This is a genomic window from Verrucomicrobiota bacterium, from assembly GCA_019247695.1.
Lineage (GTDB): Bacteria > Verrucomicrobiota > Verrucomicrobiia > Chthoniobacterales > JAFAMB01 > JAFBAP01.
This window is the reverse complement of record JAFBAP010000106.1, coordinates 1-24,171: the sequence shown is the minus strand read 5'-3', so window position 1 is coordinate 24,171 and position 24,171 is coordinate 1. Positions and strand designations below refer to the sequence as shown.

The window sequence follows — 24,171 nt, the reverse complement described above, 5'->3', positions numbered from 1 at the left end:
CCGGCCTGACTCAAGGGTAAGGGAGCGGCCGTTTAATTACAACTCGTTTTGCATTTCGCCCGGCCGTCAGCCTTCCACCGCGACCGTCAAATCGTCCTCCTGTTCGCCTTCAAGGAACCATCCGCTCTCGCATAGTCGGGTGTACAGACCGCCTTGGGCCAGCAATTCGTCGTGGGTGCCGCGCTCGGCGATGCGGCCGCGTTCCAGAACCAGAATCTGGTCAGCATCGCGCACCGTGGACAAGCGGTGTGCGATCACGAAGCTCGTACGGCCCAGCAACAGACGCTGCAGAGCCCGCTGAATCTGCTTCTCGGTCTCAGTGTCGACGCTCGCCGTGGCCTCGTCCAGGATAAGGATGGGCGGATCTTTAAGCAGGGCGCGCGCGATGGAAAGGCGTTGCTTTTCACCGACGCTCAGCCGCACGCCGCGTTCACCGACGTTGGTGTCCAGGCCCGACGGGAGATGCATGACAAAATCGTAAGCGTCCGCCGCTTTGAGCGCTTCGAAGAGTTCTTCGTTTGAAGCGCCGGGCCGGCCCAGACGCAGATTTTCCGCAATGGTGCCGTGGAACAGGAAACTCTCCTGGCTGACGAAGCCGATGGCACGCCGCACGGCGAGCTTTGACAGCGATTTGATGGGCCGGTCGTCGATCAGAATGTCGCCCCCGTCCGGCGCCAATTCATAAAAACGCAGCAAGAGGCTGACCAGCGTCGATTTGCCCGCCCCGGTGGCGCCGACGAGCGCAACCGTCTGGCCCGGCTCAGCCGTCAGGGAAACGTTATGCAGGATCCGCCGGTCCGGCGCATAGCCGAAATTGACGTTACGGTACTCGACCCTGCCGGTCGCACCGACAACGCTCTCGTCAGGCCGCAGGTCCCGTTCAGCCGGTTCGTCGATGATTTCGAAGACCCGCTGCCCGGCGGCGCGGGCAGCCTGCAGCATCTGGTTCAAGCCGTGCAGGCGGCCGATGGGTTCGTATAGAAAACGGACCAGAATCAAGCACGCGACCAGTTCACCGATCTCCATCCTGCCGTCCAGGACCGCCTTTCCGCCCACCCCGGTGACGATCGCCAGGCCGCAGGACGTCAGAAATTCCATTGCCGGCGAGTAAAGCGCCCATGCTTTCATCACCACCAGGGTGGCAGCCTTGAGTTTTTCACTCGCGGCATTAAACCGGGCGTGCTCGGCCGCCTCCCGCACGTAGGCTTTGATCTGGCGCACCCCGGAAAGGTTATCGTGCAGAAGTGAATTCATTTCCGAGGCGGCACGGCGCTGGGCGCCATACCGTGCGCGGGCGGTCAGGGTATAGGTTAAAGCCCCCGCCGCCAGGAACGGGACCGGCACCATGCTGAGCAAACCGATCCACGGCTGGCGCCAGAAAAGCAGGCCGGCGACGATCAGCACCTGCAGCAAGGCAACGGAACCTTGCTCGATTCCATCGATGAGCACCCGTTCCACCGCGTTCACGTCCTCGAGCACGCGGGTCATGATGTCACCCGTGGCGCGGTGTTCGAACCATTGCAGGGGCAGTTTTTGGATGTGATCGTAAAGGTCGCTGCGGAGATCGAAGATCACCTTCTGCTCGAACGTGTTGTTCAGGATGATGCGGACCGCGTTGGCGGAGTTCTGGATCAGAAACGAGAGCACCGCCAGGAGGATCAACGGCGCGATGAGGTCCGGCCGGTGCCCACGAATACCTACGTCGATGATCCGCTGGGTCACCGCCGGAAAAACAATCACCATCACCGTGCTCAATGCCGCACACCCGAGGGTGGCGGCCGCCGTTACGGGGTAGCGCCCCGTGTATTTGAAAACCCTGAAAATCGTCCGCATCTACCTACGCCCAAATCCCGAGACCATAACACGCTTCCATCGTCCGTCATCTCTCCAGCTGCCGGCGTTCCTCCGACGACAGTTCACGCCACTCCCCCGGAGGGAGGTCGCCGAGTCTGCACCCGCCGATACGCACCCGGACCAGCCGCAGGGTCGGATGCCCGACGGCCGCCGTCATCCGGCGTACCTGGCGGTTTCTGCCCTCTCGCAAGACCAAAGCGAGCCAGCATTCGGGCACGTTTATACGGAAGCGGATGGGAGGATCCCGCGGCGGCACCTGCGGTTGCGGGTCCAGAATCCAGGCTTCGGCCGGCCGGGTCCGGCGTCCCTGGATGACGATTCCCTCGCACAGCCGCCGCAAGGCGGACGCTCCCGGCACCCGCTCCACCTGCGCCCAATACTCCCGCTCGTGGCCGCGCTCCGGGTCGAGCAAAGCGGCGTTCCAGCCGGCCTCATCCGACAGCAGCAGTAACCCTTCCGAATCAGCATCCAAACGCCCGATCGGATAAACCCCTCGCGGCAACCCGAGATCCGCCAGGGTTCGATTCGGCGATCCGTCGGGCGTAAACCGGGACAGCACCCCGAATGGTTTATGCAGCGCGATCAGCATAGTTCGGAGTTCGGAGTTCGGGGTTTGGCGTTCGGAGTTCGGTCACACGGCGGCCGCAGCGGGTGTGGCGGGCACTACGTAAGAGTTCACACGGCGACCACGGCGAGCCACGGCGACCACGGCGGAAAGATTAAATCATCCGCAGAACACGCAGAGAACGCAGAAAAAGAATCCCAACTGCTGGACTTCACACCGAGAGGCGGAGCCCATGCTGCCGCTCCGAACTCCGAACCCCGAACTCTCCTCCTCCCGCCGTGGTCGCCGTGGCTCTCCGTGTTCGCCGTGTGAACTCTTACGTTGTGCCCGCCAAACCCGCTGCGGCCGCCGTGTGACCGAACTCCGAACCCCGAACCCCGAACTCCGAACCCTACTCGACACCCGCCCCCGGGTGTAGTTCATTGCGCGCGTCGTGGAGCGTAGTTTACCGATCTTTGAACTTGAACCGGCCCTGGTTGCGGCCCTGAAACGCAGTAATCGCCTGATTCTGCAGGCGCCTACCGGGTCCGGCAAATCGACCCAGGTGCCCCAGATGATCCTCGACTACGGCCTGGCCGGGGAGGGTCAGATCGTGGTCCTGCAGCCGCGCCGTCTGCCCACCCGGATGCTGGCAGCGCGCGTGGCCCAGGAGCGCGGCGCCGAACTCGGCCGGGAGGTAGGCTACCAGATCCGGCTGGACAACGTAACGTCCGATCGGACGCGCATCCGTTTTGTTACCGAGGGCATCCTGCTGCGCCAGATGGTCAGCGACCCGGACCTGGAAGGCGTCGACGTCATTATCTTTGATGAATTTCACGAGCGACACCTTTACGGTGACATCGCGCTGGCGCGGGCGGTGGAAATCCAGCAGGCCCACCGTCCGGATCTGAAGCTGGTGGTGATGTCGGCCACGCTCGACACGGATCTGCTGCAGGCTTACCTCTCTCCCTGCGAACTGTTGACCTCCGCGGGGCGCACCTTTCCGGTCGAGATCGAATACCTGAAGCGGCAGGTGGTGGATGAGCCTCCCTGGGAACTGGCGGCAGATGCCCTCTCCCAAGCGGAAAACGACGGCGGCGACGTGCTGATTTTCATGCCGGGCGCCTACGAAATTGCGCGCACGATCGAAGAGGTCAAGCGGTCGAAGTTCGACGGTATCGTCCTGCCGCTGCACGGCGACCTCTCGCACAGGGCCCAGGACGCGGCCGTCGCCCGTTACGACGGACGCAAGGTGGTGGTTTCGACGAACGTCGCCGAGACTTCGCTGACCATCGACGGAATCACCCTTGTCATCGACAGCGGCCTGGCCAAAATCGCGAAGTACGACGCGCACCGCGGCATCAATACCCTGATCACCGAGAAGATCAGCCATGCCTCGGCGGATCAACGCGCCGGACGTGCAGGCCGCACTGCTCCGGGCCGCTGCGTCCGGCTGTGGTCCGAACGCGATCACCTTAACCGGCGCCCTCAGGATTTACCCGAAATCAAGCGGCTTGACCTGGCCGAAGTGGTGCTGAACCTCAAGGCCGGCGGGGTGAAGGACATCGAGCATTTCGGCTGGATCGAGGCGCCGGACCCGCGCTCGTTGGAACGAGCCCTTGACCTCCTGCAGGACCTGGGGGCCCTTCACCGCCACGGCGGAGACATCACCCCATTGGGCCGGCGCATGCTTTCGTTTCCGGTGCATCCGCGGTACGCCCGGATGTTGATCATGGCCGACGAACTTGACTGTGTGCGCGCCGTGGCGCTGATCGCCGCGCTGACCCAGGAGCGTTACCTACTCAAAAAAACTGATAACGGCCAGATGGACCACGATCGCGAACTCCTGTTCGCCGATGAAGCTGAGTCCGACTTTTTCGTGCTGATCCGCGCCTGGCAGTTCGCGCTCAAACAGGGGGCCGATGAGGCCCGTCGCCTCGGGATCCGCTACGCGGTTGCCCAGCAGGTGAAACAACTTTATCACCAGTTTCTGGACCTGGCGGAAATTGAGGAGCTTCGGATCGGACGGCCGTTGGAAGCATTTGACGCCGAGGCGCTCGGCAAATGCCTGCTGGCAGGTTTTTCCGATCACCTGGCGCGCCGGCTCGATGCGGGCACGTTGCGATGCGACCTGGTGCATCGCCGGCACGGCGTGCTTGCCCGTGAAAGCGTGGTACAGAAGAGCCCCCTGTTTGTTGCCGCCGAGATCCGCGAAATCCAGGGACGCAACGATGAATTGCTGGTGCTGCTCTCTTTCGCTACCGCGGTGCGCGAGGAATGGCTGCAGGAATTGTACCCGGAAGATTTTGAGAATCGCGAGGTGGTGGCTTTTGACCCGGCCAACCGGCGAGTGATCGGCCGGCGGGAACAGGTATTCCGGGACCTGGTGCTTCACGTCACGAAGGGTGAGCCTGCTTCAGCGGACGCGGCCGCCGAAGTGCTCGCCCAGGAGGTCCTTGATGGCCGGTGCACCCTGGTGCACTGGAATCATGAGGTCGAACAATGGATCGCACGCCTGAACTGCCTGGCAGGTTGGTATCCGGAACTCGGCCTTCACAGGATCGACGCCGAGGCGCGCCGGTACCTCATCACCCAGATCTGCTACGGCGCCACCAGTTACCGGGAGATCAAGGAACGCGCGGTCTGGCCGGTACTGCGCACATGGCTCTCGGCCCCTCAGTTGCAGGCGTTGAATCAACTCGCCCCTGAACGGTTTGAACTGCCGAACGGGCGGCGCCCGAAGCTGACTTACACCGAAGGTCAATCCCCGGTGCTGGCAGCCCGCATCCAGGATCTCTACGGCATCAATTCGACCCTTCACATCTGCGCCAACCGGGTGCCGGTCCTCATTCACGTGCTTGCGCCCAATCATCGGCCGATGCAAATCACGCAGAACCTCTCCACGTTCTGGTCGGAGGTCTATCCGAAGATCAAACCGGAACTGCAACGCAAATACCCGAAGCACGAATGGCGGTGACGGGTGAGAAGTTTGCAGAATCCTCCGCAGAACACGCAGAACACGCAGAAAAGGATCCACGGAACAGGAGCTTGACACCGGCAACTCGCCCCCAATGAGCCGCTGCGAACCCCTTCCCCCTCTTCCCGCCGTGGTCGCCGTGGTTCGCCGTGTTCGCCGTGTGAACTCAGTCGTTGTGCCCGCCGTGCGACCGACACCCCTTACCGTCCCCCCGCCCGCCAGGGCTGGCCGAGCTGGTAACTTTGAAGCCGCTGCTGGTAAAATGGAGTGTCGGTGGAGTCACCGGTCAGGATAGCCTTTTGCTCCCAGCGCTGGGCCGCCGAAAAATCGCGCGCCTCAGCGCATGCGGCTGCCAGCACGTCGAGGATCGTCCCGTCCTGCTCCCGGCTCAGTCTTGCCGCTTGGATCGCGAGTGAGACCGCACGGGCTCCGTCCCGAATGCGGCTATCTTCGGCGGTCGCGTAAAGCCAGGCTGCTCCGGCCCAGCTGTAAGGGTCCTTGGGATTAACCCGGGCCGCGTTGTAAAAGTTTTCGATGGCCTCAGACTTGCGGTTCAGGCGGCTGAGGGCATCGGCCTTAAGCATGTACAGCTGAGAAAGGTTAAGCCGGTTCGCGTCGCCGTGGTTCGTCAGCAGCGCCTGGTCGACCGATTCGATCGTATCTTTCGGCCGATTCACGTTCGCTGCGGCGGCGGCCCGGGCGGCGTGAAGCCACCAACGGTCGGGATGCTGCCGTCCGGCCCTGGTCGAATATTTATAGGCATCTTTCCACAAACCATTTTGCATGTAGACGCCGAGCGCGCTGGCTTCCGCCCTTTCCTCGTCCGTAAACCGGTGTCCGGGCGGGAAAATTTCCTCCAATTTTTCCGCGCGCACCGGCCCTTGGTCGTGTTTTGTTGCCGCCTGCCGTCCCGTCACCCGGCGTTTAGTGATCCTCCTCCTCTCGCGGGCGCCACGGATCGCGGTCCTGCTAACCGTCGCGCGGCCGTACCGGCCGCTGCTCCGCACCACGGGGGCCGTGCGCCGTTCGCTCCGCTTGACGCCGCGGCCTTTTGACGAGCTTACGGCGCGCCGTCCTGCTGAACTCACCCGGCGCGACCCGGCTGAACTCGCGTGCAACGATCTGGATGCGCTCGCACGTGACGAATGGGATGAGCCTGCCTGGCGCGATTTGGACGATCCCGCGCGCGGTGATCCGGACGCACGCGCATGCGATGGCCGGGACAGCTCTGCGGGCCGCGACTTTGATGAACCCGATTTCGATGAAGCGTGCGAACCATGGTGAGATGCAGCCGGGTGGTTCTGCGCAACATGTTTTTTGCCCGTTTTCGAACTCGCTGCCGTGGCGGGTAGATTCAACGCCGCCAGGCAAATGAGCCATGCGCCCGCCGATTTAATCAACCACCTTGCGGGGATCACACTCCGGGATTCACACTGATGCAATTTGCTTCTACCTTTAACGGCATGACCACGGTCGATTCGAACAGCCAGCCAACGCCCGAAGAGCGGTTGCGCGGCGCCCTCTGGGGACAGTTGGCAGGAGATGCCGCTGCCCTGGGTTCCCATTGGATTTATGATCTCGACGTCCTGAGGCAGCGTTTCCTCCAGGGGCTCAGCGGGTTCGAGCCGCCCGCCGAGGGCGATTACCATTTCGGTAAAAAGCCGGGGGATCAAACCCATTACGGCGACGGGGCCTTGGTACTGTTGGAATCCATCGCTCAGGTCGGCCATTTTGACGCGCGCGCTTTCGGTCTCCGATTTCTGGAAGCGTTCGAGCCGGGTCTATACCAAGGTTATATTGATCAGTCAACCAGGGGAACAATCGGCAATTACCGCACGTTTACCGAAACGCACCGGGCCGATGAATTCGATTTTCAGAAGGGTGCAGATGATGACCACCTTGGCACTGCTTCGCGCCTTGCCGGTTTGGTGGTCCGGCACCGTGCCGATCCCTACCTGCTCAACCGGGTGGAAGCCTTAACCCGGGTTTGCCAGAATAATCCGCGGACGATTGCGTACATGAAGGCGCACGCCTTATTTTTGTCCGGGTTGCTGGAAGGGCTGGAGCCGCGCCCGGCGCTGGCTGCCGTCGACGACCGGATTACCGCCTTGGAACCTGAAGCCGGTCCTGAAGTTCAGGAAAAGTGCCGGGCTGCCTTGGCGGCCCTGGAGCAGGACGTTGTCCCGGCGACCCTCAGCTTCGGTCAGTCCTGCCCGCTTGAGCATAGTTTTCCGGCGGCACTCCACGCGTTCCTGCGGCACCCGGACGATTTCAAGAGGGCGATTCTGGCCACCCTGCAGGCCGGCGGCGACAATGCGGGACGAGCCGCCATGCTGGGGGCGTGGCTCGGTGCGCACCTTGGCCTGGAGAAGATTCCGTGCGAATGGCGCGACCGGTTGACTCACCAAAAACGGATTGCAACCGCGGTGGAGCAGGTTATTGAGGCCGCCCGGCTGGATACCAGCCGCAGCGGCGGTTAAATTAATGATGGCTGCCGGTGTATCGGCCGTGCCTTTGGCCCGGCGGGACAAAGCAGCGGACCTCCTCGCCCGGCTTTCGCGTGATTCGGCGGGCCAGCGGCCTAGCGGCCAAACCGCCCATAGGAATAGCCGCGGCTGGTCCGTACGCCCTTGACCGGCTTCAGCAAATTCTTCCCTTCATCAAACAACGCCGTGTACACGTAATTGAAACCTGGCAGGCGTTGCCGGGGAATCTTCTGCCCGATAAACTTCTCGATCTCGATCATCGCCTTCGCCTCCTCGGCGGTAACCAGCGTAAAGGCATCCCCCACCCGTTCGGCCCGCCCGGTTCGTCCGACCCGGTGGACGTAATCTTCCGGGTGCAGCGGGATATCATAGTTGATCACATGCGTGACGCCCGAGATATCGAGCCCCCGTGCGGCGATGTCGGTAGCCACGAGCACTTCGTATTTACCTGACTTGAAGCCTTCCAGGGCGGCCGTCCTCTCCCCCTGGCTCCGGTCCGAATGCAATACGGTAACCGAGTGCCGCAACGCTTTAAGCCGGTCCGAAATGCTGTCTGCGGCTTGTTTGGTACGGGTAAAGACAATGACGCTCTGGTAATGGGTCTGCTCCAGCAACGCCACCAGCAGGTCAAACTTCTGTGCGGCTGCAACCGGGTAAAAAGCATGCGTTACGGTCTCCGCAACTGACCGGCGTTCACCGATTTCGACGATCTCCGGGTTCTTTAATACCCACGAACACAGGTTTTCGATTTCCGGCGGAATCGTGGCCGAAAAGAGCAGGGTCTGCCGCTCCTTCGGACAAAGCTGCACAATCTTGCGGACGTCCGGCAAAAAGCCCATGTCCACCATCCGATCCACTTCATCCAGGACGAGGATCTCGATGGCCGAAAGCTTCAATATGCCTTGCTGCTGCAGATCCAGAAGGCGCCCCGGGGTCGCCACAATCACATCCACGCCGAACCCCAGTAGCTGTTTCTGCCGGTGATAACCGACCCCGCCATAGAACACGCCGATCTCGAGGTCGCTGAATCGGGCGTAATACTGGATGGCGGTCTCAACCTGAACCGCCAACTCGCGGGTGGGCTCAAGGATCAGACACCGCGCCACCCCGGTCCGCTGTCTGAGCCGAGTCAGGATCGGCAACGCAAAGGCCGCCGTTTTACCAGTCCCGGTTTGGGCCGAACCGACAACGTCACGGCCCTGAAGGATGAGCGGAATGCAACGCTCTTGGATGGGAGTCGGATCGGTGTAGCCGAGACTCTGCACTCCGTGCATCACCGGCTCCAACAACCCCAAATCTTGGAAACTCATTTTTTCACGTAGATTATCGGGCAATCGCGGCCCGGCGCAAATGCCCATTCTACAACCACGGCGACCGGCACGTGCCAGCCGGAGATTGATTCATCCGGCTTTCTTGTATTTTATCACGCACGTGACGAGCCTGGTTCTGTTTGTTTGCACCGGTAATTACTACCGCAGCCGCTTCGCGGAAGCGGTCTTCAATCATTACGCCGAACTGAAGCGGCTGAATTGGAAGGCTGTCTCGCGCGGCCTCGCGATTCATTGGGTTGAGGGTTACCTTTCTCCGTTCACGATCGACGCGCTGGCTGTTCGTAAAATCGAGCTTCGGCACACCGGACCTGCCCGTGTCCAACTGACCGAGCACGATCTGGAGACGGCGCAGCGCCGGATCGCGCTGGACAGGGACGAACACCACAGCATGATGCAGATTCAGTTTCCCCAATGGGCCGACCGCATCGAGTATTGGAGCGTGGCGGACCTGGGCTTTCAGGCGGTTGAACTGGCGTTGCCGGAAATCGAATCGAAAGTGTTGTCACTGATCGAGGAGCTTGGCGCGTGAGCGTCATTACCGACCTGGAACTGCCGGGAATACCGAAGGTGCGCAGCGGTAAGGTGCGCGAGTTGTTTGACCTCGGCGATTCCTTCCTGATGGTCGCGACCGACCGGATTTCGGCTTACGATTGCATTCTTCCCGACCCCATACCCGGAAAAGGCGAAATCCTGACCCAGCTGTCGGCCTTCTGGTTCCAGCGTTTTCCGCACGTAACGAGCCATTTTCTGACGGCTGACTTTGACGAGTTCCCGGAGGAACCGCAGGCGTATCCGGAAAAGTTACGCGGCCGTTCCATGCTGGTCCGCAAGGCCGAACCGTTTCCCGTCGAGTGCGTCGTCCGCGGCTACCTTGCAGGTTCGGCCTGGCGCGAATACCGCGAGCGCGGGACGCTGGCGGGTGATCCGCTGCCGGCCGGCCTGGAGCTCGGGTCGCCGCTGCCGGCTCCCCTGTTTAGCCCGGCCACCAAGGCCCAGGCCGGGCATGACGAGAACATCCCCTGGCAGCGGTTTGTGGAATTGGTCGGTACCGAGGCTGCCGATAAGCTGCACGACCTGAGCCTGGGCCTTTACTCGGATGCAAATTCGCATGCCGCAAACCACGGCATCATCATCGCCGACACCAAATTCGAATTTGGGCTCATCGACGGGGAGATTGCATTGATTGATGAATGCCTGACCCCGGACTCGTCCCGATTCTGGCCGGCCGAGGAGCATCGGCCCGGCTCCAGGCTCGTCAGCCTCGACAAGCAGTTTCTCCGCGATTACCTCGACACGCTCGATTGGGACAAAACCCCGCCCGCACCTTACCTGCCGCCCGAAATCATCCAAAGGACCGCGGCCCGATACCGGGAGATTTTTGAATTGCTGACCGGCGGGCAGGTAACGGGGAACGGGTGAGGAGTGTCGGGTGGCGTTCGGGGTTCGGGGTTCGGAGTTCGGTCACACGGCGGGCACAGCGGAGGAGAATCACACGGCGCCACGGCGGAACACGGCGACCACGGCGGGAAGAGGAAGAGTTCGGGGTTCGGTCCCGGGTGACCGAGCGTTCTCTGTTATACCATTTACACAGATAGTTCGGTAGAATTCCGGCGGGAGGAGGTGCTGCCGGATGCTCCGCACGGCGTTAAATCCGTCTTAGGCGCAACGGGCCGGGGGAACTTAGCCCAGGGCTTTACCCCCTGGGTAACCGTAAAATCACGATCGAGCCCTCCTAAGGCGTCACGCCTGTACGCCCTCCCTAACAAACGCCCGCCCGCCGGGTTGGATTTGCTGAAGGGGCGGCAGAAAGCATTGTTTTACCTCCATGGCCGTCGGAATGGTATTAGGCCTTCTTCTCGGCCTCGAGCTCGTCCTTGGCCTTCCGGAGCGCCGCGAGTTGTTCCGGCGTAGCCTTCGGGTAGGCGAGACTCAGGCTCGCCATCGTTTCGGCGATGATTTGCGACACCGCCAGGCGCGTAAACCACTTGTGATCGGCAGGGATGATGAACCAGGGCGCGGCAGCGGTGCTCGTGTGGTTGAACATGTCCTCATAAGCGTCCATGTAGTCGTCCCAGTATCTCCTTTCCCGAAGGTCCGCGGCCGAAAACTTCCAGTTTTTCTCCGGGTCGTCGATCCGGGCCAGAAATCGCTTCATCTGCTCTTTCTTTGAGACGTTCAGAAAGAACTTGAGCACGATCATGCCGTTATCGACGATGTGGCGTTCAAAGTTATTGATTTCCTGAAAACGCTGTTTCCAGAGGGAGGTATCCGGATCAGTCGGCGGCAGATGCTCCGCGGCCAGGAATTCCGGATGCACACGAACGACCAGCACTTCCTCGTAATAGGAACGGTTGAAAATCCCGATGCGCCCCCGTTCAGGCAGCACTTTGACGGAACGCCAAAGGTAATCGTGGCCGAGCTCTTCCGCGCTGGGCGACTTGAAGCTATGGACGTCGCAGCCCTGCGGGTTTACCCCGGACATGACGTGCTTGATCGTGCTGTCCTTACCGGCCGCGTCCAATGCCTGGAGAACGATCAGGAGCGCGTAGGTGCGGCTGGCGTAGAGGATGTCCTGGAACGTGGCAAGTTGCTGGACGTTGTGCAGCGTGGCCGCCTCCGCGTCGCCCTTATCCTTGTAGTCGCCCGTGTAACCGGGATCGAAATCCTTGGTAAGAGAAATCTTGCTTTCGGGCTCGACCATAAGGGCCTTGAGGTCGAAACCGCCGGTTTTGGACAGATGCTCGCCAACGTGGAACATCCGCCAGTGTAGGGCGCCGGGTGTCGGGTGTCGAGTGCAGTGGAAGAGTTCACGCGGTGACCACGGCGGGAAGACCATCTCCGAACCCCGAACTTTACTCGACACCCGACACCCGACACCCGACACTCTCCCCGAATGGCGTTTCAACTGCTGGTCACCGACCCATGCTCGCAGGCGCGTCGCGGCCGGCTTCAGATGCCCCGCGGTACGATTGAGACCCCGGTGTTTATGCCCGTCGGTACTCAGGGCACCGTGAAAGCCACCAGTCCCGCCGAACTGCGTGAACTCGGCGCGCAGATCATCCTGGGAAACACGTACCATCTTTTCCTGCGGCCCGGCCTGGAGGTCATCGAACATTTTGATGGCCTGCACCGGTTCATGGGTTGGGAGCGCCCGATCCTTACCGACAGCGGCGGTTTCCAGGTTTTCTCATTGGCCAGGTTGCGGCGGATCAAGGAGGAAGGCGTCCATTTCAGCAGCCACATCGATGGGCGTCCCTGTTTCCTGAGTCCGGAAATCGCGATGGAAATCCAGACCGCCCTAGGGTCTGACATCGCGATGGTTTTTGACGAGTGCCCGCCCTATCCATGCGAACGAGCGTACGCGGAGGCCAGCCTCGAACGCACCTTGCGCTGGGCCCGGCGCTGCCGGGAGTGGGCGGACCGGGCGGATCCGGCCCGCCATCCCCTGGTTTTCGGCATCGTGCAAGGGTCCGTTTATCCGGAATTACGGGAGCGGAGCGCCCGCGAACTGGTCGGGCAATCCTTCGACGGCTACGCGATCGGCGGCGTCAGCGTCGGCGAACCCGAACCCGCGATGATGCGCGCGGTCGAACAGAGCGTGCCCTTCCTTCCGAAAGACCAGCCGCGTTACGCGATGGGCTTGGGAACCCCGCCCCAGATCGTCGAGATGGTCGCGCGCGGGGTTGACATGTTTGACTGCGTGCTGCCGACGCGGCTGGCGCGGAACGGCACCGCCTTCACCGCTCAAGGCACGCTCAATCTGAAAAACCAGCGATTCCGGACGGACGAGCGTCCGATCGAAGCGGGTTGCGCGTGCGCCACGTGCCACGACTTCACCCGCGGATATATCCGGCACCTGATCAAGGCTGAGGAGATTTTAGGTCTCCGCCTTATAACCATCCACAACCTGCATTTCTACCTGAACCTCATGGCCCAGATCCGGGCTGCGATCGAAAACGGCACTTTCCCGCAATTCCGAAAAAACTTCGGGTCAAATTACGTGCGCCACGTGCCCGGGACCGGGGGCGGTCCTGAGGGCAGCGAGGACGCCCCGCTTTGGGAAGACCCCAACGGCGCCACGGCCGGGACTCACGATCCATCGTCTGCGTGCGAACCTGGTTGATGAAACCGTTTCTAACCGCCCTTGCGCTGCTCGCCGCTCTGCCGTCAACCCCACTTTCCGCCCAGGAACCGGGATCGGACGGCAAGATCATGCTCACGGTTTTCCTACGGCATGACCAGTCAAAAACCCTCGACGAGATTAATCGCCACCTTGACCAAACGGGATTTCGCCGCAACTTTCCGCCTCCGGGCGTCGAGATTCTGTCGTACCACATCGTCATGGGGATCGGACACGTCATCACCCTCCGGCTGCCCCCGGAAAAACTTCGTGAGGTGAATCTGGCTTTTGAGAAAGGCGTCTGGGGCGCGTTCCGCACCGAATATTATCCGACGTACGATTATCTCCCCGTTTTCAACGAGACGAAAAAGAAAGACGCGGCACCGGCGGAATCGCGAACCCAAACCCCCGGTAACAGTGGTGATCGGGATCAGGCCGGCGGCAAGACGACGCCGGCTCAGCCGGGGGCGGGCGCCGAACCTTAGACCCCGCAAGGGACTGGACGCGGCAGCGGGGGCACTTATTCCGCAGCCATTCAGCTGAGGGCGGCACGCCGGGCGGATGCATTCCGCCGATGCGCCCTTGACAGGGGCAGTTTTAGCCTGCAGTTTTCCTGTTTCCCTGCGTGGGTATTTTTTGTTTGCGCCTTTCCATTCGCTATGTCCAGTCATTTGCTCGAGGAAGCTGCCAAGATCATCCCGAATACGGCGGTCCTGGTTAACGTGGTCTCAAAACGAGTACGCCAACTCAGCAATGGCCGGCAACCGCTGGTCGAAGTGGGTCCTCGCATGTCGCACGCCGACATTGCCTTTAAGGAAATCATCGAGGGCAAACTCAAAATCGATGCTTCCCCGCAAGCCGGGCCCGACCTGGAGTGATCGAGCATCCTTCCCGGCATGTCAGCGGAGATTGCCAGCAACCGGCGCGCTTACCATAGTTACCGGATCACGGACAAGATCGAAGCCGGTATCGAGCTGAAGGGTACCGAGGTCAAATCGATCCGGGCGGGTTTAGCCAACTTGAACAACGCCTTCGCCAGGGTTGAGCCGGACGGCGTGTTTCTTTATGACGCCGACATTCAGCCGTACGTGCGGGCGAGCCATGAACAGCACGAGCCGAAACGCCGGCGCAAACTCCTGTTGCATAAGGCCGAGATCGCACGGCTGTTCGAAGCGAGCTCCGTAAAAGGTCAAGCCCTCGTGGCGCTCCGGCTTTATTGGAAGAACCATCGCGTCAAACTCGAACTCGGCCTGGGCCAGGGTAAAACCCACAGCGATAAACGCGAGGATCTGAAGGAGAAAGCGGAACGTCGCGAAACCGATCGGGCCATCTCCGCCTTCAATAAGCGTAATGGGTAACGCGTAGCGGGGTGGCCGGGCGGCTCGGTTGGGCCTCGCGGAAGGGGTACCTCACGCGTTTTGCCCGTTCTGGCGCCTGGGCCGGGGATCATTAGTCGCGACGCTGGCCAGGTGCAGACCGCTCAAAGCAGTCCAGGTGCCGTCATCGTCGAGCACAACTACCTGGCCCGGGCCGGCTTCAGCCAAAGCGATGTGGTCGGGGGTGGCAACCTTAATCACCCGGCCACTGGACAACTCGAGGTAGAAGGCGACAAAGGGTTGCGCGTACTTGAGCTTTCGAATCTGCGGGATCATCAGGGCCAAAAGCAGTTTTATGCCGGGAGCACTGCCGAGCAAGCGGTTTTCGTTCCAAGGGCTTGCCGCCGCTCATCTCCTCCACCCGTGACGCGCTACCCGCTACCCGCTACCCGCTACCCGTTACGCGTTACGCGTTACCGTTTAGGCCGCATCGCCCAGTTCGACCCGCCAGACGGAGACGTCGACAAACTTGCGCCAACTCGCATCATGCTGAGGCTCGAGCGCAAACGCGCTGAGAGGATGCCAGCGCGGTTTGCGCGGCACCCGCAGCAACCGCATGTTGGCTTCATGCGGGAGGCGGTTGCCCTTGCGCGTATTACACCGGACGCATGAGCAAACCACGTTTTCCCAATTCGTCTGGCCGCCCCGGTCCCGCGGCACCACGTGGTCAAGGTTAAGCTCGGCCCGCTCAAACCGGGAACCGCAATACTGGCAGGTGTGGCCATCACGCTCGAAGACGTTCTGCCGGCTGAATTTTACGTCTTTTTTGGGCAGCCGGTCGAAGGTGCGCAGCACGATGATCTTCGGGATACGCACCCGTCGCGCCACGGTTCCGACCACATCACCGCCCCTGTAGTCCTGGGAATGCCGCAGCCATTCCGGAAAATCCAGCGTGGCATATTCGTTGGCCGGATCGGTCGACACCACCTGTGCGCTGCCCTGGTACAACAATATGAAAGCTCGGCGCGCGGAGCACACGTGAACGGCTTGCCAGAGCCGGTTCAACACCAGGACTTGACTGTAAAGCAGTGAACTCACAGGGAGCACCAACGCGGTTGGTCGTCTAGGGCTCCCTCCACGCCGGACCCCGCGAGGCTAGCATGGCCCCAAAAACCTGTCAAAAGCGCACGGCAGGTTCCGGACCACTTTACTGACAGTGGCCGCAGTGGCGCTTGGTTTTGGTGTCGTTATTGCGCCTACAAGCGGCTTTCGGCCCCTACACCCGCACAATCGCGTCCGCAACCGGCCTGGCGGCGCGCCTGCGCTGAAGCAGCGCAAAGGCCGGCACCATATAAAAGAAGGTGCTCAACACGCACCAAACGACGCCCGTCGTGCAGACCACGCCAAGCCCGCTGAGCGCCGGGTTTTGAGCCGGAATCAGGACGGCGAACCCGGCAACGGTTGCCAGGCCGCAGATCGAGAGCGGCTTCAGGACATTGGCCAGGTTTTCCTTCAGGTCACCCTCACGCCGGCTTACGACCAGGAACTGGATGCCGTAATCAACCCCGATCGCAAGTACCAGCGGAAAGGCCAGCGCGTTCAGCAGGTTGATCGGCAAATGCATCAGCTTGAGGGACGCGATCATGCCCAGCATGGAGAACAGGAGGGCGGAGGCGTGAATCAGCCATAGCGACAAGCGCCGGTACACGATCCAGAGCAGCACCAGAATGGTAATGCCCACGCCCGTCGTGAACGTGACGAGTTCGCCCTCGGCCCAGGGGATCAGATCAAACAGCGTAAAACTCCAACCGGTGACGATCGCATCGGGATCCGACCGGTGAATCAGCTCCAGCAGCTGCTTCTGCTCAGCCTCGGTGCGGAGCGGGTGGTCCGGATAAACAAAACCGACGGCACGCGTCGGACGATCGGAAAAGTACCGGTCGATAAAGAACCACCAGCTGGAACTTTGCGGAAACAACTGCGACCAGTCAGGCAGACCCGTTTGGTGCTTCTGCGCGTCGAGTTGCTGCAGGATTCCGAACACCGATTCAAAGGCGTTAGGGTCGAACCCGTTCTGATCGAGGGTCGCGCGGACGTTCCGGGTTACCGCGCCGAGGTCGATGCCCTGCAGGTACGTCCGATTCTCGGCAAAACGTCCGGGCGAAAGCGCCAGGGCCACGGGCGTGCTGAACCGTTTGATCTCACCCGCCTTTTGAGCGGCACTCAGGTCATCAGTGAGCTTTTCCCAGCGATCGTGAAAAGTCTGAGGATCGCGCGCGTCGATGACGATCGTGACCGGGTCTGCCTCCTGGTTGAGTTTGTCGGCGATCGTACGCAAGGCGATGGAGGCCTGGCTTCGCTTCGGCTCCAGTGATCGCGGGTTCGTATCAAACTCGAGCGGGACCACGGGCAGGAGCGCGATCAATGCCGCAATCCCCAGGATCGTGCCCGATACGGCCAGCAACGGCGCCGGCCGGCGAAAAACGCTTTCGACGTACCGGGTGGCGCCGGCCAGTAAAAAGTCGGTGCCGGTCGCCGGCCGGACCCGCTTGAAAAACATGAACAGGAACAGGGTCATGTACAGGCCGGCGAACGCGACGCCGAAAGCCACCAGGGTGCCGAGCTGCGCGAAGCCCGAACTCTTGCTGAAACTCAGCGCCATGAAGCCGATGGCCGTGGTCACCACGACGTAAAAGACGGCCGCCCCGATATCGCGTACGGAGACAAAAACCGCCCGTGCATGGTCATCGCCGGCCCGGCGGGCCTGCAGGTACCGGCCGAACAGCAGGAGGCTGAAGTCTACGCCCAGACCGACCAGGATCGAGCAGAACCCGATGGCGATCATGTTCAGATTCCGAAATACCAGCATGCCCATCGCCAGGGCGGACAACGCGGACAGTCCCAGGATCAGGCAAATCGCGACCAGGGGCAAAAACCGCCGGAACGCGAGGTAAAACAACCCGCTCACGATCAGGATCGAGAGGGTCGAGCTCATGATGCCGTCGTGATCCATGCTGCGGGAGATCTCGGCCACGTACGCGGTGCGGCCCGTCACCAGCACCTTCGGTTTGTAACCGGTCCACTCAGCCAGCATGCGCGCCTTGAAGGCATTCAGCTGGTCCATCACGGCCTGGCACTCCCTGGGACCGAGTCCGGGCTGATTGGTAATGATGAGCGCCAATTGGAGGAGGCCGTCCGGCGAAGTCAGGGAACTGCCCTGGTCCATCGCGGAACTTTCCCCGAAAGGCTTCATGGCCCGGCTGAACAACCCGAGCGGATCCACCTGCACCTCGATTTGGGACCGGATCGAATCGCCCGTCAACGTGTCACGGAGCCGGGCAAGCCGTTCCTGAATGGCTTGCGGCTCCAGGAGTTTCATGGCGTCCTTGAACTGATCCGGGGGCAGATTCAGGAGCAGGACAGGCACGAGCCGTTGCACCTCTTTCAAGCCGTCGTCGGTTTCCAGCGGGATCCGGTCGAAGGTCCGCACCACCCACGGCTGCTGCTTGAGTTCCGCCATGAAGTGTTCCTTGAACGGCTCGATGTCGTCCTGGTGGCCTTCGTCGGCCACGAACGCAAACACCATCTGGCGCGCCTGGGAGAATTCGTTGTTGAAAATCTTAAGGCCCTGCACCGACGGAAATTGCGCGGGCAGAAGGTCGAGCACTTCCGAGTCGAGGTTCCTGCGAGTAACCGTCACGTAGAGTGCGGACGCGGCGACCACCAGTGCGAGGGTGACCAGCACTCCGGTTCGATGCGCAATCAAATTCGCCAGCCAGCGCGTCAGGCCGGCAAACCGTTGAGGCGGACCTGAGGTCCGAGGAGAAAAGCTCATGCCAAAGCAACGTTCGTTTCGAAAGTAAAGCCCACCTCCTGTACGCTACGGTGAGGCTTTGAGCAACCGCTTCTCGACGGTGCCTCCTTCGGATAACCCGGAGAACAGGCGGGAGCGGCACCCGAAGGTTGTTACCCGGCGTTTCCGCTCAACCTCACCTTTCCGCGGTGGATCGACCCGCCGCGGGCGCGGAAATAACGTTCCAACTCCGGGGTGAAGTGGCCGTAAGGCTCGGGATTCAATGCCAGAAAGACTTCACCGCCGGGCTTGAGAAAACGGGTCTCCAAATCGCGCAGGAAAAATTCCCATTCGGCCGGACCCCAGACCTGGTCACTGTTATGCCCGTTGAAGCAGATCGCGAAAGCGGTTACCAGATCGAATTTCCGGCCGAGATCAGGCAAGGGCTGGTGTGGGTTGATGCGCCAGATGACCCGCTTAAGGCCGAGCAGATCGAACATCTCGCCGAAATAAGCCGGCTCCGGCAGGTCCAACCCAAGCCCGTCGTGTCCGACTTGTTTGCACGTGAACAGGAAATAGCCCGCGCCGCTGCCCAGGTCGAGAATGGTCTTGCCGGTTCCGCGGTCAAGATGCAACTCGCGCACCTGTCCGATCGCTTTGTTAAACCAGTGTTCGGCGTTGACGTACTTCGGCCAGGCTACCCGTTCGCCCTGGATTTCGTACTTGGCGCGGATCAGGTCTAACTTCGCCAGGTCAACTTTCTGAACCAGGCTTTTGGCGTCGAGCGGGTGACGCCAACGGTGGAAAGCATCGACGGCGCTATCGAGGAATTCGCCCGTCCAGAGTTTTTCAATCTTACGAGACAGTCGCATACAGAACGTGTGGACGGCCGGACTTCATTTGTCGCCGCCGCGGCCAATGTTTCACATTTTCTTAACTTGCCAACTTGCGCGCGTGGCGGTGGGGGCGTTCAGAACATGGTTCGCGCCGTCTCCAGCACATCGTCCACGGCGAGCCCCTGCATCTGCCCGGACGGCGATACGACCACCTGTACCCGCGGGCTCCGCGGCGCCCAAACGCGGGGATTGGTGGGACCGAAAAGGGCCAGGACCGGGGCGCCCGCCGCGGCTGCCAGGTGAGAAATCCCGGAGTCGTGCCCGAAGAAAGCTGCGCAAGCGGCCAGCCGGCCCGTAAGCTCGGGCAAGGGGAGCCGATCCCAGACGTCCACCCGGCCGCCGCGCCACCCGGACAGGAATGCCTTGGTCGGCCCTTGGTCGGCTTCCCCGCTTACCAGGGCAACGTGGCGGGCCAAGCCTTCCGCCTGCAGCTTTTCAATCAGCCGCCGCCACCGCTCCCAAGGCCAGTTCTTCCGGCTGGAACCGCTCCCCAGGTGCAAGGCAAGGCCGGCCCCTTCAGACTGAGCCCCGGGTTTCGGAAATTCGACCCTCGGAAAGGGGCAGACAAGCGGGAGGCCAAGGCCGGCCAGCGGCGCGGCCAACTGTTCAACCGCATGCGGTCCGTGTTCATCCATGCGGTAAGGGCCGGCAACGAGACGCTTTACGCCCCAGCGCCGCAAATTGGAGCCGAGGACGCCCGCCGGATCCGAGAGATAACTCAGGGCCAGATCCGCACCGTCGACGGCTTCAAGTAACGCGGCGTCCGGCTTGCCGCCGTTCTCGACAAAGAGCGGCACCATCCCGGCGGCGTCGAGGTCATAAACCCCGGCTGCGACGGGGCGGCTGAGGCGTGCTTGGGGCATCACCCCAAACAAGCGAAGGCCGGCTCCCGCATACCCCCTCCGAAGCGAGGCCAGGACAGGAAGGGTAAGGATCAAATCCCCAAGGGCCCCTCCCCGGAAAACCAGGACTTTCAATCAATGAGGCGACGTGAGACCGGGCATCGCTCCGAGCGAACCTGCCTGTTCCCATGATTCCGGTTTGTTCCAAGGAATCGTGCTTTCCGGCTGTCCGAATTGCGGTTTCCGTTGTTCTGTCGTTCTGTCGTCTTGCGGCGTCTGGCACGCGGTCAGCAAAGCCATCCAGCCGAGAACGAGGAGCACTCTGTTCATCGTGTACTTTATCTATCGTATGGCCAGGGTTACAGGATCGCCGACGGCGACTTTGGAAAAGTTTTCCGGCGCTGCCGAGATAAATTCGGCGACACAACTGTCTTTCTCCACGGAGACGACGCGTAACTGGCTCAAGGTTACACCGTTTTTCAGGACCGTCAGGCGCGCGTTTGGCGCCAGGCCCGCATCGCTGCCGAGGCTGATGGTCAACGCTTGAGCGCCCGGGTTCATTGAAATGATCGTTCCCTCAACGGGCAGTCCCGCCTTCGGCTTACCCTTTGCGGCTGGTGTCGCCTCCAGGTTGAGGCGGAACTGGTTGAGCGTGTCTTCGACCCGGATCAGGCGGCCGGCCAAGGCGTTGCGTTCACTTTCCGCCCGTTGTTTTTGTTCGATATTTTGTCCTGCCTGCGTCAAAGCTGCCGTGAGCGCTTTATTTTCCTTGTCCCGGAGATCCAGTTGTTCGGTTGCCCTGCTCAGGTGCGCCTTGGTGGCGGTAAGATCCGCGGTGAGCTTTTGTTGCTGATCCTGCATGATCTTAAGCTCGCCGGCCTGGCGTTCCTCGCCGCCTTTAAAGCGCTGTTGCAGCTGTGCCATGGCCGCTTTTGTCCGGTCGTTCTCCTGGCGGACGGAAGCCAGATCCTGGACCAAACGGCCCAACTTCGCCCGGTTGAAATAACCGAAACCCACCGTTCCTAGAGCGCATAAAAGGGCAAGCGTGAGGAGAAACCTGACCATCACCAACCTCGGAGCGTTGCCGCCGGTAAAGCCTCGCCGGGGCCGATGGGTGGGTGTCTAAGTCTGTGTCGGGCTGAAATCAAGACCTTTTTAACGGGGCGAGCCAGGCTCGCCGGGACATCGAAAAAAGGCCGTCAGAGCACCACGGCAATGTAAAGCATACTACCGTTGCTGCATTCCTGCCCTGGCGGGGTTCGCATGTCTACGATCCATGGCCCCTGACGGCTCTTAATGGATGCAACAGGATGCTGCGCTCGGCAATGACTTTTGTGGCCGGGATTTCAGAGTCTTTAAGTGGCAGGTGCCTGAATTTCTGCTCGACGATGTTTCGTCTCAGGAAGATTGTGCTCATGAAGATTGGAAACGCAGCTCTCAATCGTTAGTGGCCTACCGCCGCGTACCCTTTCAATTTCTCAAACGAGCGTCATTGGTCGCGCGGTCGAGGCCGACCTGGTGCTGGTGCACCCCGAAATCTCGCGCCGCCATTGCCGGCTCGTACGGGACGGCGACAACTGGTTCATCGAGGACCTTGGCAGCCAGCGCGGCACGTTAGTCAATCAAGTCAAGATTGGCGGACGCACCGAACTGAAATCGGGCGACCGCATCACGCTCGGTCCCGTCATCCTGGGGTTCGGCGTTCAAGCCTCGGCGGATGGGGTTCCGGGCGAACAGACGGAAGCCGGGCGCGGCCGGATGCGGGTGCAAGGCAAGCTGGCCAACGCGATCCCGCTTGACCAACCGATTGTCATCGGCCGGAGTGAGGAGGCCAACGTCCAGCTGAATGACGTCGCAATTTCCCGGCAGCACGCCCGGATTGAACAGGGACCGCATGGGTTCCGGATCACGGACCTGCACAGCAAAGCCGGCTCGTTTGTCAACGGGCGCAGATTCGATGCGCATGACCTGGTCATCGGCGACCAGGTTCAGGTCGGGCCTTTCTGTTTTGTTTTTGACGGCCGCCAGCTGGTCCGGACTTACCGCTTGTCCGTGGGCCGGATTGTGGCTCAAAACCTGGTCGTCAAGCGGGGCCAAAACCCTCCCATCCTCAAGAACGTCTCCTTTGTAGCCGAGCCCGGGCAGTTCATCGGGATTTTGGGTCCCAGCGGCGCCGGCAAGACGACGTTGCTGAATGCCTTGAGCGGCCTGCGTCCGGCCGATTCCGGGGAAATCCTCGTCGACGGCGCCGAGTATTACGAACATCTCCACGAACTGCGCGCCCTTTTCGGGTACGTGCCGCAGGACGATATCGTCCACCGGGAACTGGCTGCGCGCGAGGCGCTCACGTTCGCCGCACGCCTCCGGTTGCCGGCCGGCACCCCCCGTTCCGAAATCCGCACGCTGGTTGCTCATACCCTTCAGAACCTCGGGCTCGCCGACCGGAGCAATTTGCCGATCGAGCAGCTTTCAGGCGGCCAGCGCAAGCGGGCCAGCGTGGCCGTCGAACTGTTGAGCCGGCCGCCGTTGCTGTTCCTGGATGAACCGACTTCCGGCCTCGACCCGCTTTCGGAATTTAAACTGATGGAGTTGCTGCGCGGGCTGGCCGACACCGGCTGCACCGTCGTTTGTACCACTCACGTGATGGAAAACGTGTACCTGATGGACCAGATCGCGATCCTGGTCGATGGCCGCATCGTCTTCCAGGGAACACCGGAGGCTGCGCGTGAACGTTTCGGGGTGACCCGCCTGAGCAACCTTTATGACACCCTCCAAAACCTGGATGCGTCGACCGTCCCGTCTTTTGAGCCTGCACCCCCGAAAAGCGAACCGACGGAGCCTCGAACGCTGCCGAAACCGATTCGCCGGGCGTTTTCGCTGCCCATCCTCCTGGAGAGGCAGGCTGCAATTTTCCGGGCGGATTTTAAAAACCTGCTCATTGTGCTCGGCCAACCCCTGGTGATCGGTGCGCTTGTGGCCTGGGTCAGCCAGTCGGCGCCGCTGACCCAGTTCTTCGCCTACATTGCCACCCTCTGGTTCGGCTGCAGCAACTCGGCCCAGGAAATTATCCGGGAATTGCCGATCTACCGCCGGGAACGGCTCGTCGGGCTCAGCCGTTGGAGTTACCTCCTGGCAAAGTTCCTTTGGATGGGCGGCCTGACGTCCCTGCAGGTCATCCTGCTTTTTCTCGTCCTGACCCTTGCCGGGGGCAAGCCGGCCGCGCTCTGGCCGTTGCAGCTGGGCAGCCTCATCGGGTTGGCTTTTGCGGCGACCGGAATCGGCCTGACGCTTTCAAACCTGGCCAAATCGCCGCTTCAGGCGGTGATGCTCGTGCCCATCATCCTGATTCCACAAATCCTGTTTTCCGGTTTCACCGTGGCCGCCAGCGACATGCCGCCCTCCGTGCTTGTCGTCAGCGAGCTTTTCCCAAGCTTCGCCGCGGAGCGAATCGCCGACTCCAGCTTCATCCTGGGACAATCCATCTCGGGCGAACTGGCCCGCGATTACACGATAGCCTACCAGAACATCAACCAGTGGTACCGCTCGATCTACAACACACGCCTTAAAAACGGCACGGTGTTCAATGATGCCACCCCTGTCTACCTGGGTTTCCTGAACCTTGTGCTGTGGACGTTAGGCGGATTCATGGCCTCGTACACCCTGCTCGCACGCAAGGAGCGTAACGGGTAACGGGCGAGGTTCGGCGTTCGGAGTTCGGGGTTCGGAGGCGTCGTAGAACCAGGTCCGATCTCCCCCGAGGTGCACGCTCACCCGGCCGGAAAACGAAATGATCCGCAGAACACGCAGAAGAACGCAGAAAAGAGAATACATCCACAGATTACACAGATTGACACAGATTAAGAAACCCTGGGCAACTGTGAACTTGACATTCGCACCTACCCCCCAGGATGCCACTCCGAACTCCGAACTCCGAACTCCGAACTCCGAACTCCGAACTCCGAACTCCGAACTCCGAACTCCGAACTCCGAACTCCGAACTCACAACTCTTCC

At 61.4% G+C, this 24,171-nt stretch carries 21 protein-coding genes and 1 other RNA gene; 10 read left to right on the top strand and 12 right to left on the bottom strand.

From position 1 onward, the window contains the following. Window positions 1–66 precede the first annotated feature (66 nt). Both JO015_11895 and JO015_11890 read right to left on the bottom strand, forming a co-directional pair. A complete protein-coding gene (locus JO015_11895) occupies window positions 67–1,833 on the bottom strand; it encodes an ABC transporter ATP-binding protein (protein MBV9999799.1) in 1,767 nt (588 codons plus the stop codon). 46 nt (window positions 1,834–1,879) lie between these two features. Continuing rightward, window positions 1,880–2,443: a pseudouridine synthase gene (locus JO015_11890; GenBank protein ID MBV9999798.1), complete on the bottom strand. Its 564-nt coding sequence runs from the start codon at window positions 2,441–2,443 to the stop codon at window positions 1,880–1,882. Between the two features lie 397 nt (window positions 2,444–2,840). On the opposite strand from JO015_11890, the gene hrpB reads away from it, so the two are divergent. Then, a complete protein-coding gene (gene hrpB, locus JO015_11885) occupies window positions 2,841–5,375 on the top strand; it encodes an ATP-dependent helicase HrpB (GenBank protein MBV9999797.1) in 2,535 nt (844 codons plus the stop codon). A 200-nt stretch (window positions 5,376–5,575) separates the two neighbouring features. On the opposite strand, the gene JO015_11880 is transcribed toward hrpB, so the two are convergent. Then, window positions 5,576–6,250, bottom strand: coding sequence for a hypothetical protein (locus tag JO015_11880; protein ID MBV9999796.1), 675 nt, complete (start codon window positions 6,248–6,250; stop codon window positions 5,576–5,578). Between the two features lie 52 nt (window positions 6,251–6,302). On the opposite strand from JO015_11880, the gene JO015_11875 reads away from it, so the two are divergent. Beyond that, window positions 6,303–6,659 carry a hypothetical protein gene (locus JO015_11875; protein ID MBV9999795.1) on the top strand — a complete coding sequence of 119 codons (357 nt, stop codon included), beginning with the start codon at window positions 6,303–6,305 and terminating at the stop codon, window positions 6,657–6,659. Between the two features lie 152 nt (window positions 6,660–6,811). Then, window positions 6,812–7,855, top strand: a complete 1,044-nt coding sequence (locus JO015_11870; GenBank protein MBV9999794.1) for an ADP-ribosylglycohydrolase family protein — start codon at window positions 6,812–6,814, stop codon at window positions 7,853–7,855. A 101-nt stretch (window positions 7,856–7,956) separates the two neighbouring features. On the opposite strand, the gene JO015_11865 is transcribed toward JO015_11870, so the two are convergent. Further along, window positions 7,957–9,171: a DEAD/DEAH box helicase gene (locus tag JO015_11865; GenBank protein MBV9999793.1), complete on the bottom strand. Its 1,215-nt coding sequence runs from the start codon at window positions 9,169–9,171 to the stop codon at window positions 7,957–7,959. Window positions 9,172–9,292: 121 nt separating this feature from the next. On the opposite strand from JO015_11865, the gene JO015_11860 reads away from it, so the two are divergent. Both JO015_11860 and JO015_11855 read left to right on the top strand, forming a co-directional pair. Then, on the top strand, window positions 9,293–9,721 hold the full coding sequence (locus tag JO015_11860; GenBank protein MBV9999792.1) for a low molecular weight phosphatase family protein: 429 nt from the start codon (window positions 9,293–9,295) through the stop codon (window positions 9,719–9,721). Next, window positions 9,718–10,611 (top strand): phosphoribosylaminoimidazolesuccinocarboxamide synthase, encoded by an 894-nt coding sequence (locus JO015_11855; protein MBV9999791.1) that lies wholly within the window; start codon window positions 9,718–9,720, stop codon window positions 10,609–10,611. Before JO015_11860 ends, JO015_11855 begins: the two co-directional genes overlap by 4 nt. A gap of 424 nt (window positions 10,612–11,035) precedes the next feature. On the opposite strand, the gene JO015_11850 is transcribed toward JO015_11855, so the two are convergent. After that, a complete protein-coding gene (locus tag JO015_11850) occupies window positions 11,036–11,950 on the bottom strand; it encodes a polyphosphate kinase 2 family protein (protein ID MBV9999790.1) in 915 nt (304 codons plus the stop codon). Between the two features lie 135 nt (window positions 11,951–12,085). Here JO015_11850 and tgt point away from each other — a divergent pair, with 135 nt between their 5' ends. The 4 genes from tgt to smpB all read left to right on the top strand — a co-directional run bounded on the left by tgt (window position 12,086) and on the right by smpB (window position 14,670). Continuing rightward, a complete protein-coding gene (gene tgt / locus JO015_11845) occupies window positions 12,086–13,315 on the top strand; it encodes a tRNA guanosine(34) transglycosylase Tgt (protein MBV9999789.1) in 1,230 nt (409 codons plus the stop codon). Beyond that, complete coding sequence (locus JO015_11840; protein MBV9999788.1) at window positions 13,315–13,797, top strand: hypothetical protein; 483 nt, start codon at window positions 13,315–13,317, stop codon at window positions 13,795–13,797. The genes tgt and JO015_11840 overlap by 1 nt, the downstream gene beginning before the upstream one ends. Before the next feature lie 174 nt (window positions 13,798–13,971). Further along, complete coding sequence (locus tag JO015_11835; GenBank protein MBV9999787.1) at window positions 13,972–14,190, top strand: DNA-directed RNA polymerase subunit omega; 219 nt, start codon at window positions 13,972–13,974, stop codon at window positions 14,188–14,190. An 18-nt stretch (window positions 14,191–14,208) separates the two neighbouring features. Then, window positions 14,209–14,670: an SsrA-binding protein SmpB gene (gene smpB / locus JO015_11830; protein MBV9999786.1), complete on the top strand. Its 462-nt coding sequence runs from the start codon at window positions 14,209–14,211 to the stop codon at window positions 14,668–14,670. Window positions 14,671–14,721: 51 nt separating this feature from the next. On the opposite strand, the gene JO015_11825 is transcribed toward smpB, so the two are convergent. The 7 genes from JO015_11825 to ffs form a co-directional block, all read right to left on the bottom strand. Beyond that, window positions 14,722–14,964 carry a hypothetical protein gene (locus JO015_11825; protein MBV9999785.1) on the bottom strand — a complete coding sequence of 81 codons (243 nt, stop codon included), beginning with the start codon at window positions 14,962–14,964 and terminating at the stop codon, window positions 14,722–14,724. Window positions 14,965–15,108: 144 nt separating this feature from the next. Then, a complete protein-coding gene (locus JO015_11820; GenBank protein MBV9999784.1) occupies window positions 15,109–15,717 on the bottom strand; it encodes an HNH endonuclease in 609 nt (202 codons plus the stop codon). A gap of 187 nt (window positions 15,718–15,904) precedes the next feature. Beyond that, window positions 15,905–18,463: an MMPL family transporter gene (locus JO015_11815; protein ID MBV9999783.1), complete on the bottom strand. Its 2,559-nt coding sequence runs from the start codon at window positions 18,461–18,463 to the stop codon at window positions 15,905–15,907. 131 nt (window positions 18,464–18,594) lie between these two features. After that, window positions 18,595–19,293 carry a class I SAM-dependent methyltransferase gene (locus JO015_11810; GenBank protein MBV9999782.1) on the bottom strand — a complete coding sequence of 233 codons (699 nt, stop codon included), beginning with the start codon at window positions 19,291–19,293 and terminating at the stop codon, window positions 18,595–18,597. Window positions 19,294–19,391: 98 nt separating this feature from the next. Further along, entirely contained in the window at window positions 19,392–20,180 is a 789-nt protein-coding gene (locus JO015_11805) for a hypothetical protein (protein ID MBV9999781.1), read from the bottom strand. 321 nt (window positions 20,181–20,501) lie between these two features. Next, a complete protein-coding gene (locus JO015_11800) occupies window positions 20,502–21,224 on the bottom strand; it encodes a hypothetical protein (protein ID MBV9999780.1) in 723 nt (240 codons plus the stop codon). A 129-nt stretch (window positions 21,225–21,353) separates the two neighbouring features. After that, window positions 21,354–21,448: signal recognition particle sRNA small type (gene ffs / locus JO015_11795), an RNA gene on the bottom strand. A 133-nt stretch (window positions 21,449–21,581) separates the two neighbouring features. Between ffs and JO015_11790 the strand changes: the two genes are divergently transcribed. After that, window positions 21,582–23,849 (top strand): FHA domain-containing protein, encoded by a 2,268-nt coding sequence (locus tag JO015_11790; protein ID MBV9999779.1) that lies wholly within the window; start codon window positions 21,582–21,584, stop codon window positions 23,847–23,849. Window positions 23,850–24,171: the final 322 nt, after the last annotated feature.

What these genes read in the sequence shown, in the direction of transcription:
- JO015_11890 (MBV9999798.1), bottom strand. Translation starts at nt 2,443, where the DNA reads ATGCTGATCGCGCTGCATAAACCATTCGGGGTGCTGTCCCGGTTTACG.
- tgt (MBV9999789.1), top strand. Translation starts at nt 12,086, where the DNA reads ATGGCGTTTCAACTGCTGGTCACCGACCCATGCTCGCAGGCGCGTCGC.
- JO015_11835 (MBV9999787.1), top strand. Translation starts at nt 13,972, where the DNA reads ATGTCCAGTCATTTGCTCGAGGAAGCTGCCAAGATCATCCCGAATACG.
- JO015_11865 (MBV9999793.1), bottom strand. Translation starts at nt 9,171, where the DNA reads ATGAGTTTCCAAGATTTGGGGTTGTTGGAGCCGGTGATGCACGGAGTG.
- JO015_11870 (MBV9999794.1), top strand. Translation starts at nt 6,812, where the DNA reads ATGCAATTTGCTTCTACCTTTAACGGCATGACCACGGTCGATTCGAAC.
- JO015_11840 (MBV9999788.1), top strand. Translation starts at nt 13,315, where the DNA reads ATGAAACCGTTTCTAACCGCCCTTGCGCTGCTCGCCGCTCTGCCGTCA.
- smpB (MBV9999786.1), top strand. Translation starts at nt 14,209, where the DNA reads ATGTCAGCGGAGATTGCCAGCAACCGGCGCGCTTACCATAGTTACCGG.
- JO015_11895 (MBV9999799.1), bottom strand. Translation starts at nt 1,833, where the DNA reads ATGCGGACGATTTTCAGGGTTTTCAAATACACGGGGCGCTACCCCGTA.
- JO015_11800 (MBV9999780.1), bottom strand. Translation starts at nt 21,224, where the DNA reads ATGGTCAGGTTTCTCCTCACGCTTGCCCTTTTATGCGCTCTAGGAACG.
- JO015_11810 (MBV9999782.1), bottom strand. Translation starts at nt 19,293, where the DNA reads ATGCGACTGTCTCGTAAGATTGAAAAACTCTGGACGGGCGAATTCCTC.
- JO015_11805 (MBV9999781.1), bottom strand. Translation starts at nt 20,180, where the DNA reads ATGCCCCAAGCACGCCTCAGCCGCCCCGTCGCAGCCGGGGTTTATGAC.
- JO015_11825 (MBV9999785.1), bottom strand. Translation starts at nt 14,964, where the DNA reads ATGATCCCGCAGATTCGAAAGCTCAAGTACGCGCAACCCTTTGTCGCC.
- JO015_11850 (MBV9999790.1), bottom strand. Translation starts at nt 11,950, where the DNA reads ATGTTCCACGTTGGCGAGCATCTGTCCAAAACCGGCGGTTTCGACCTC.
- JO015_11815 (MBV9999783.1), bottom strand. Translation starts at nt 18,463, where the DNA reads ATGAGCTTTTCTCCTCGGACCTCAGGTCCGCCTCAACGGTTTGCCGGC.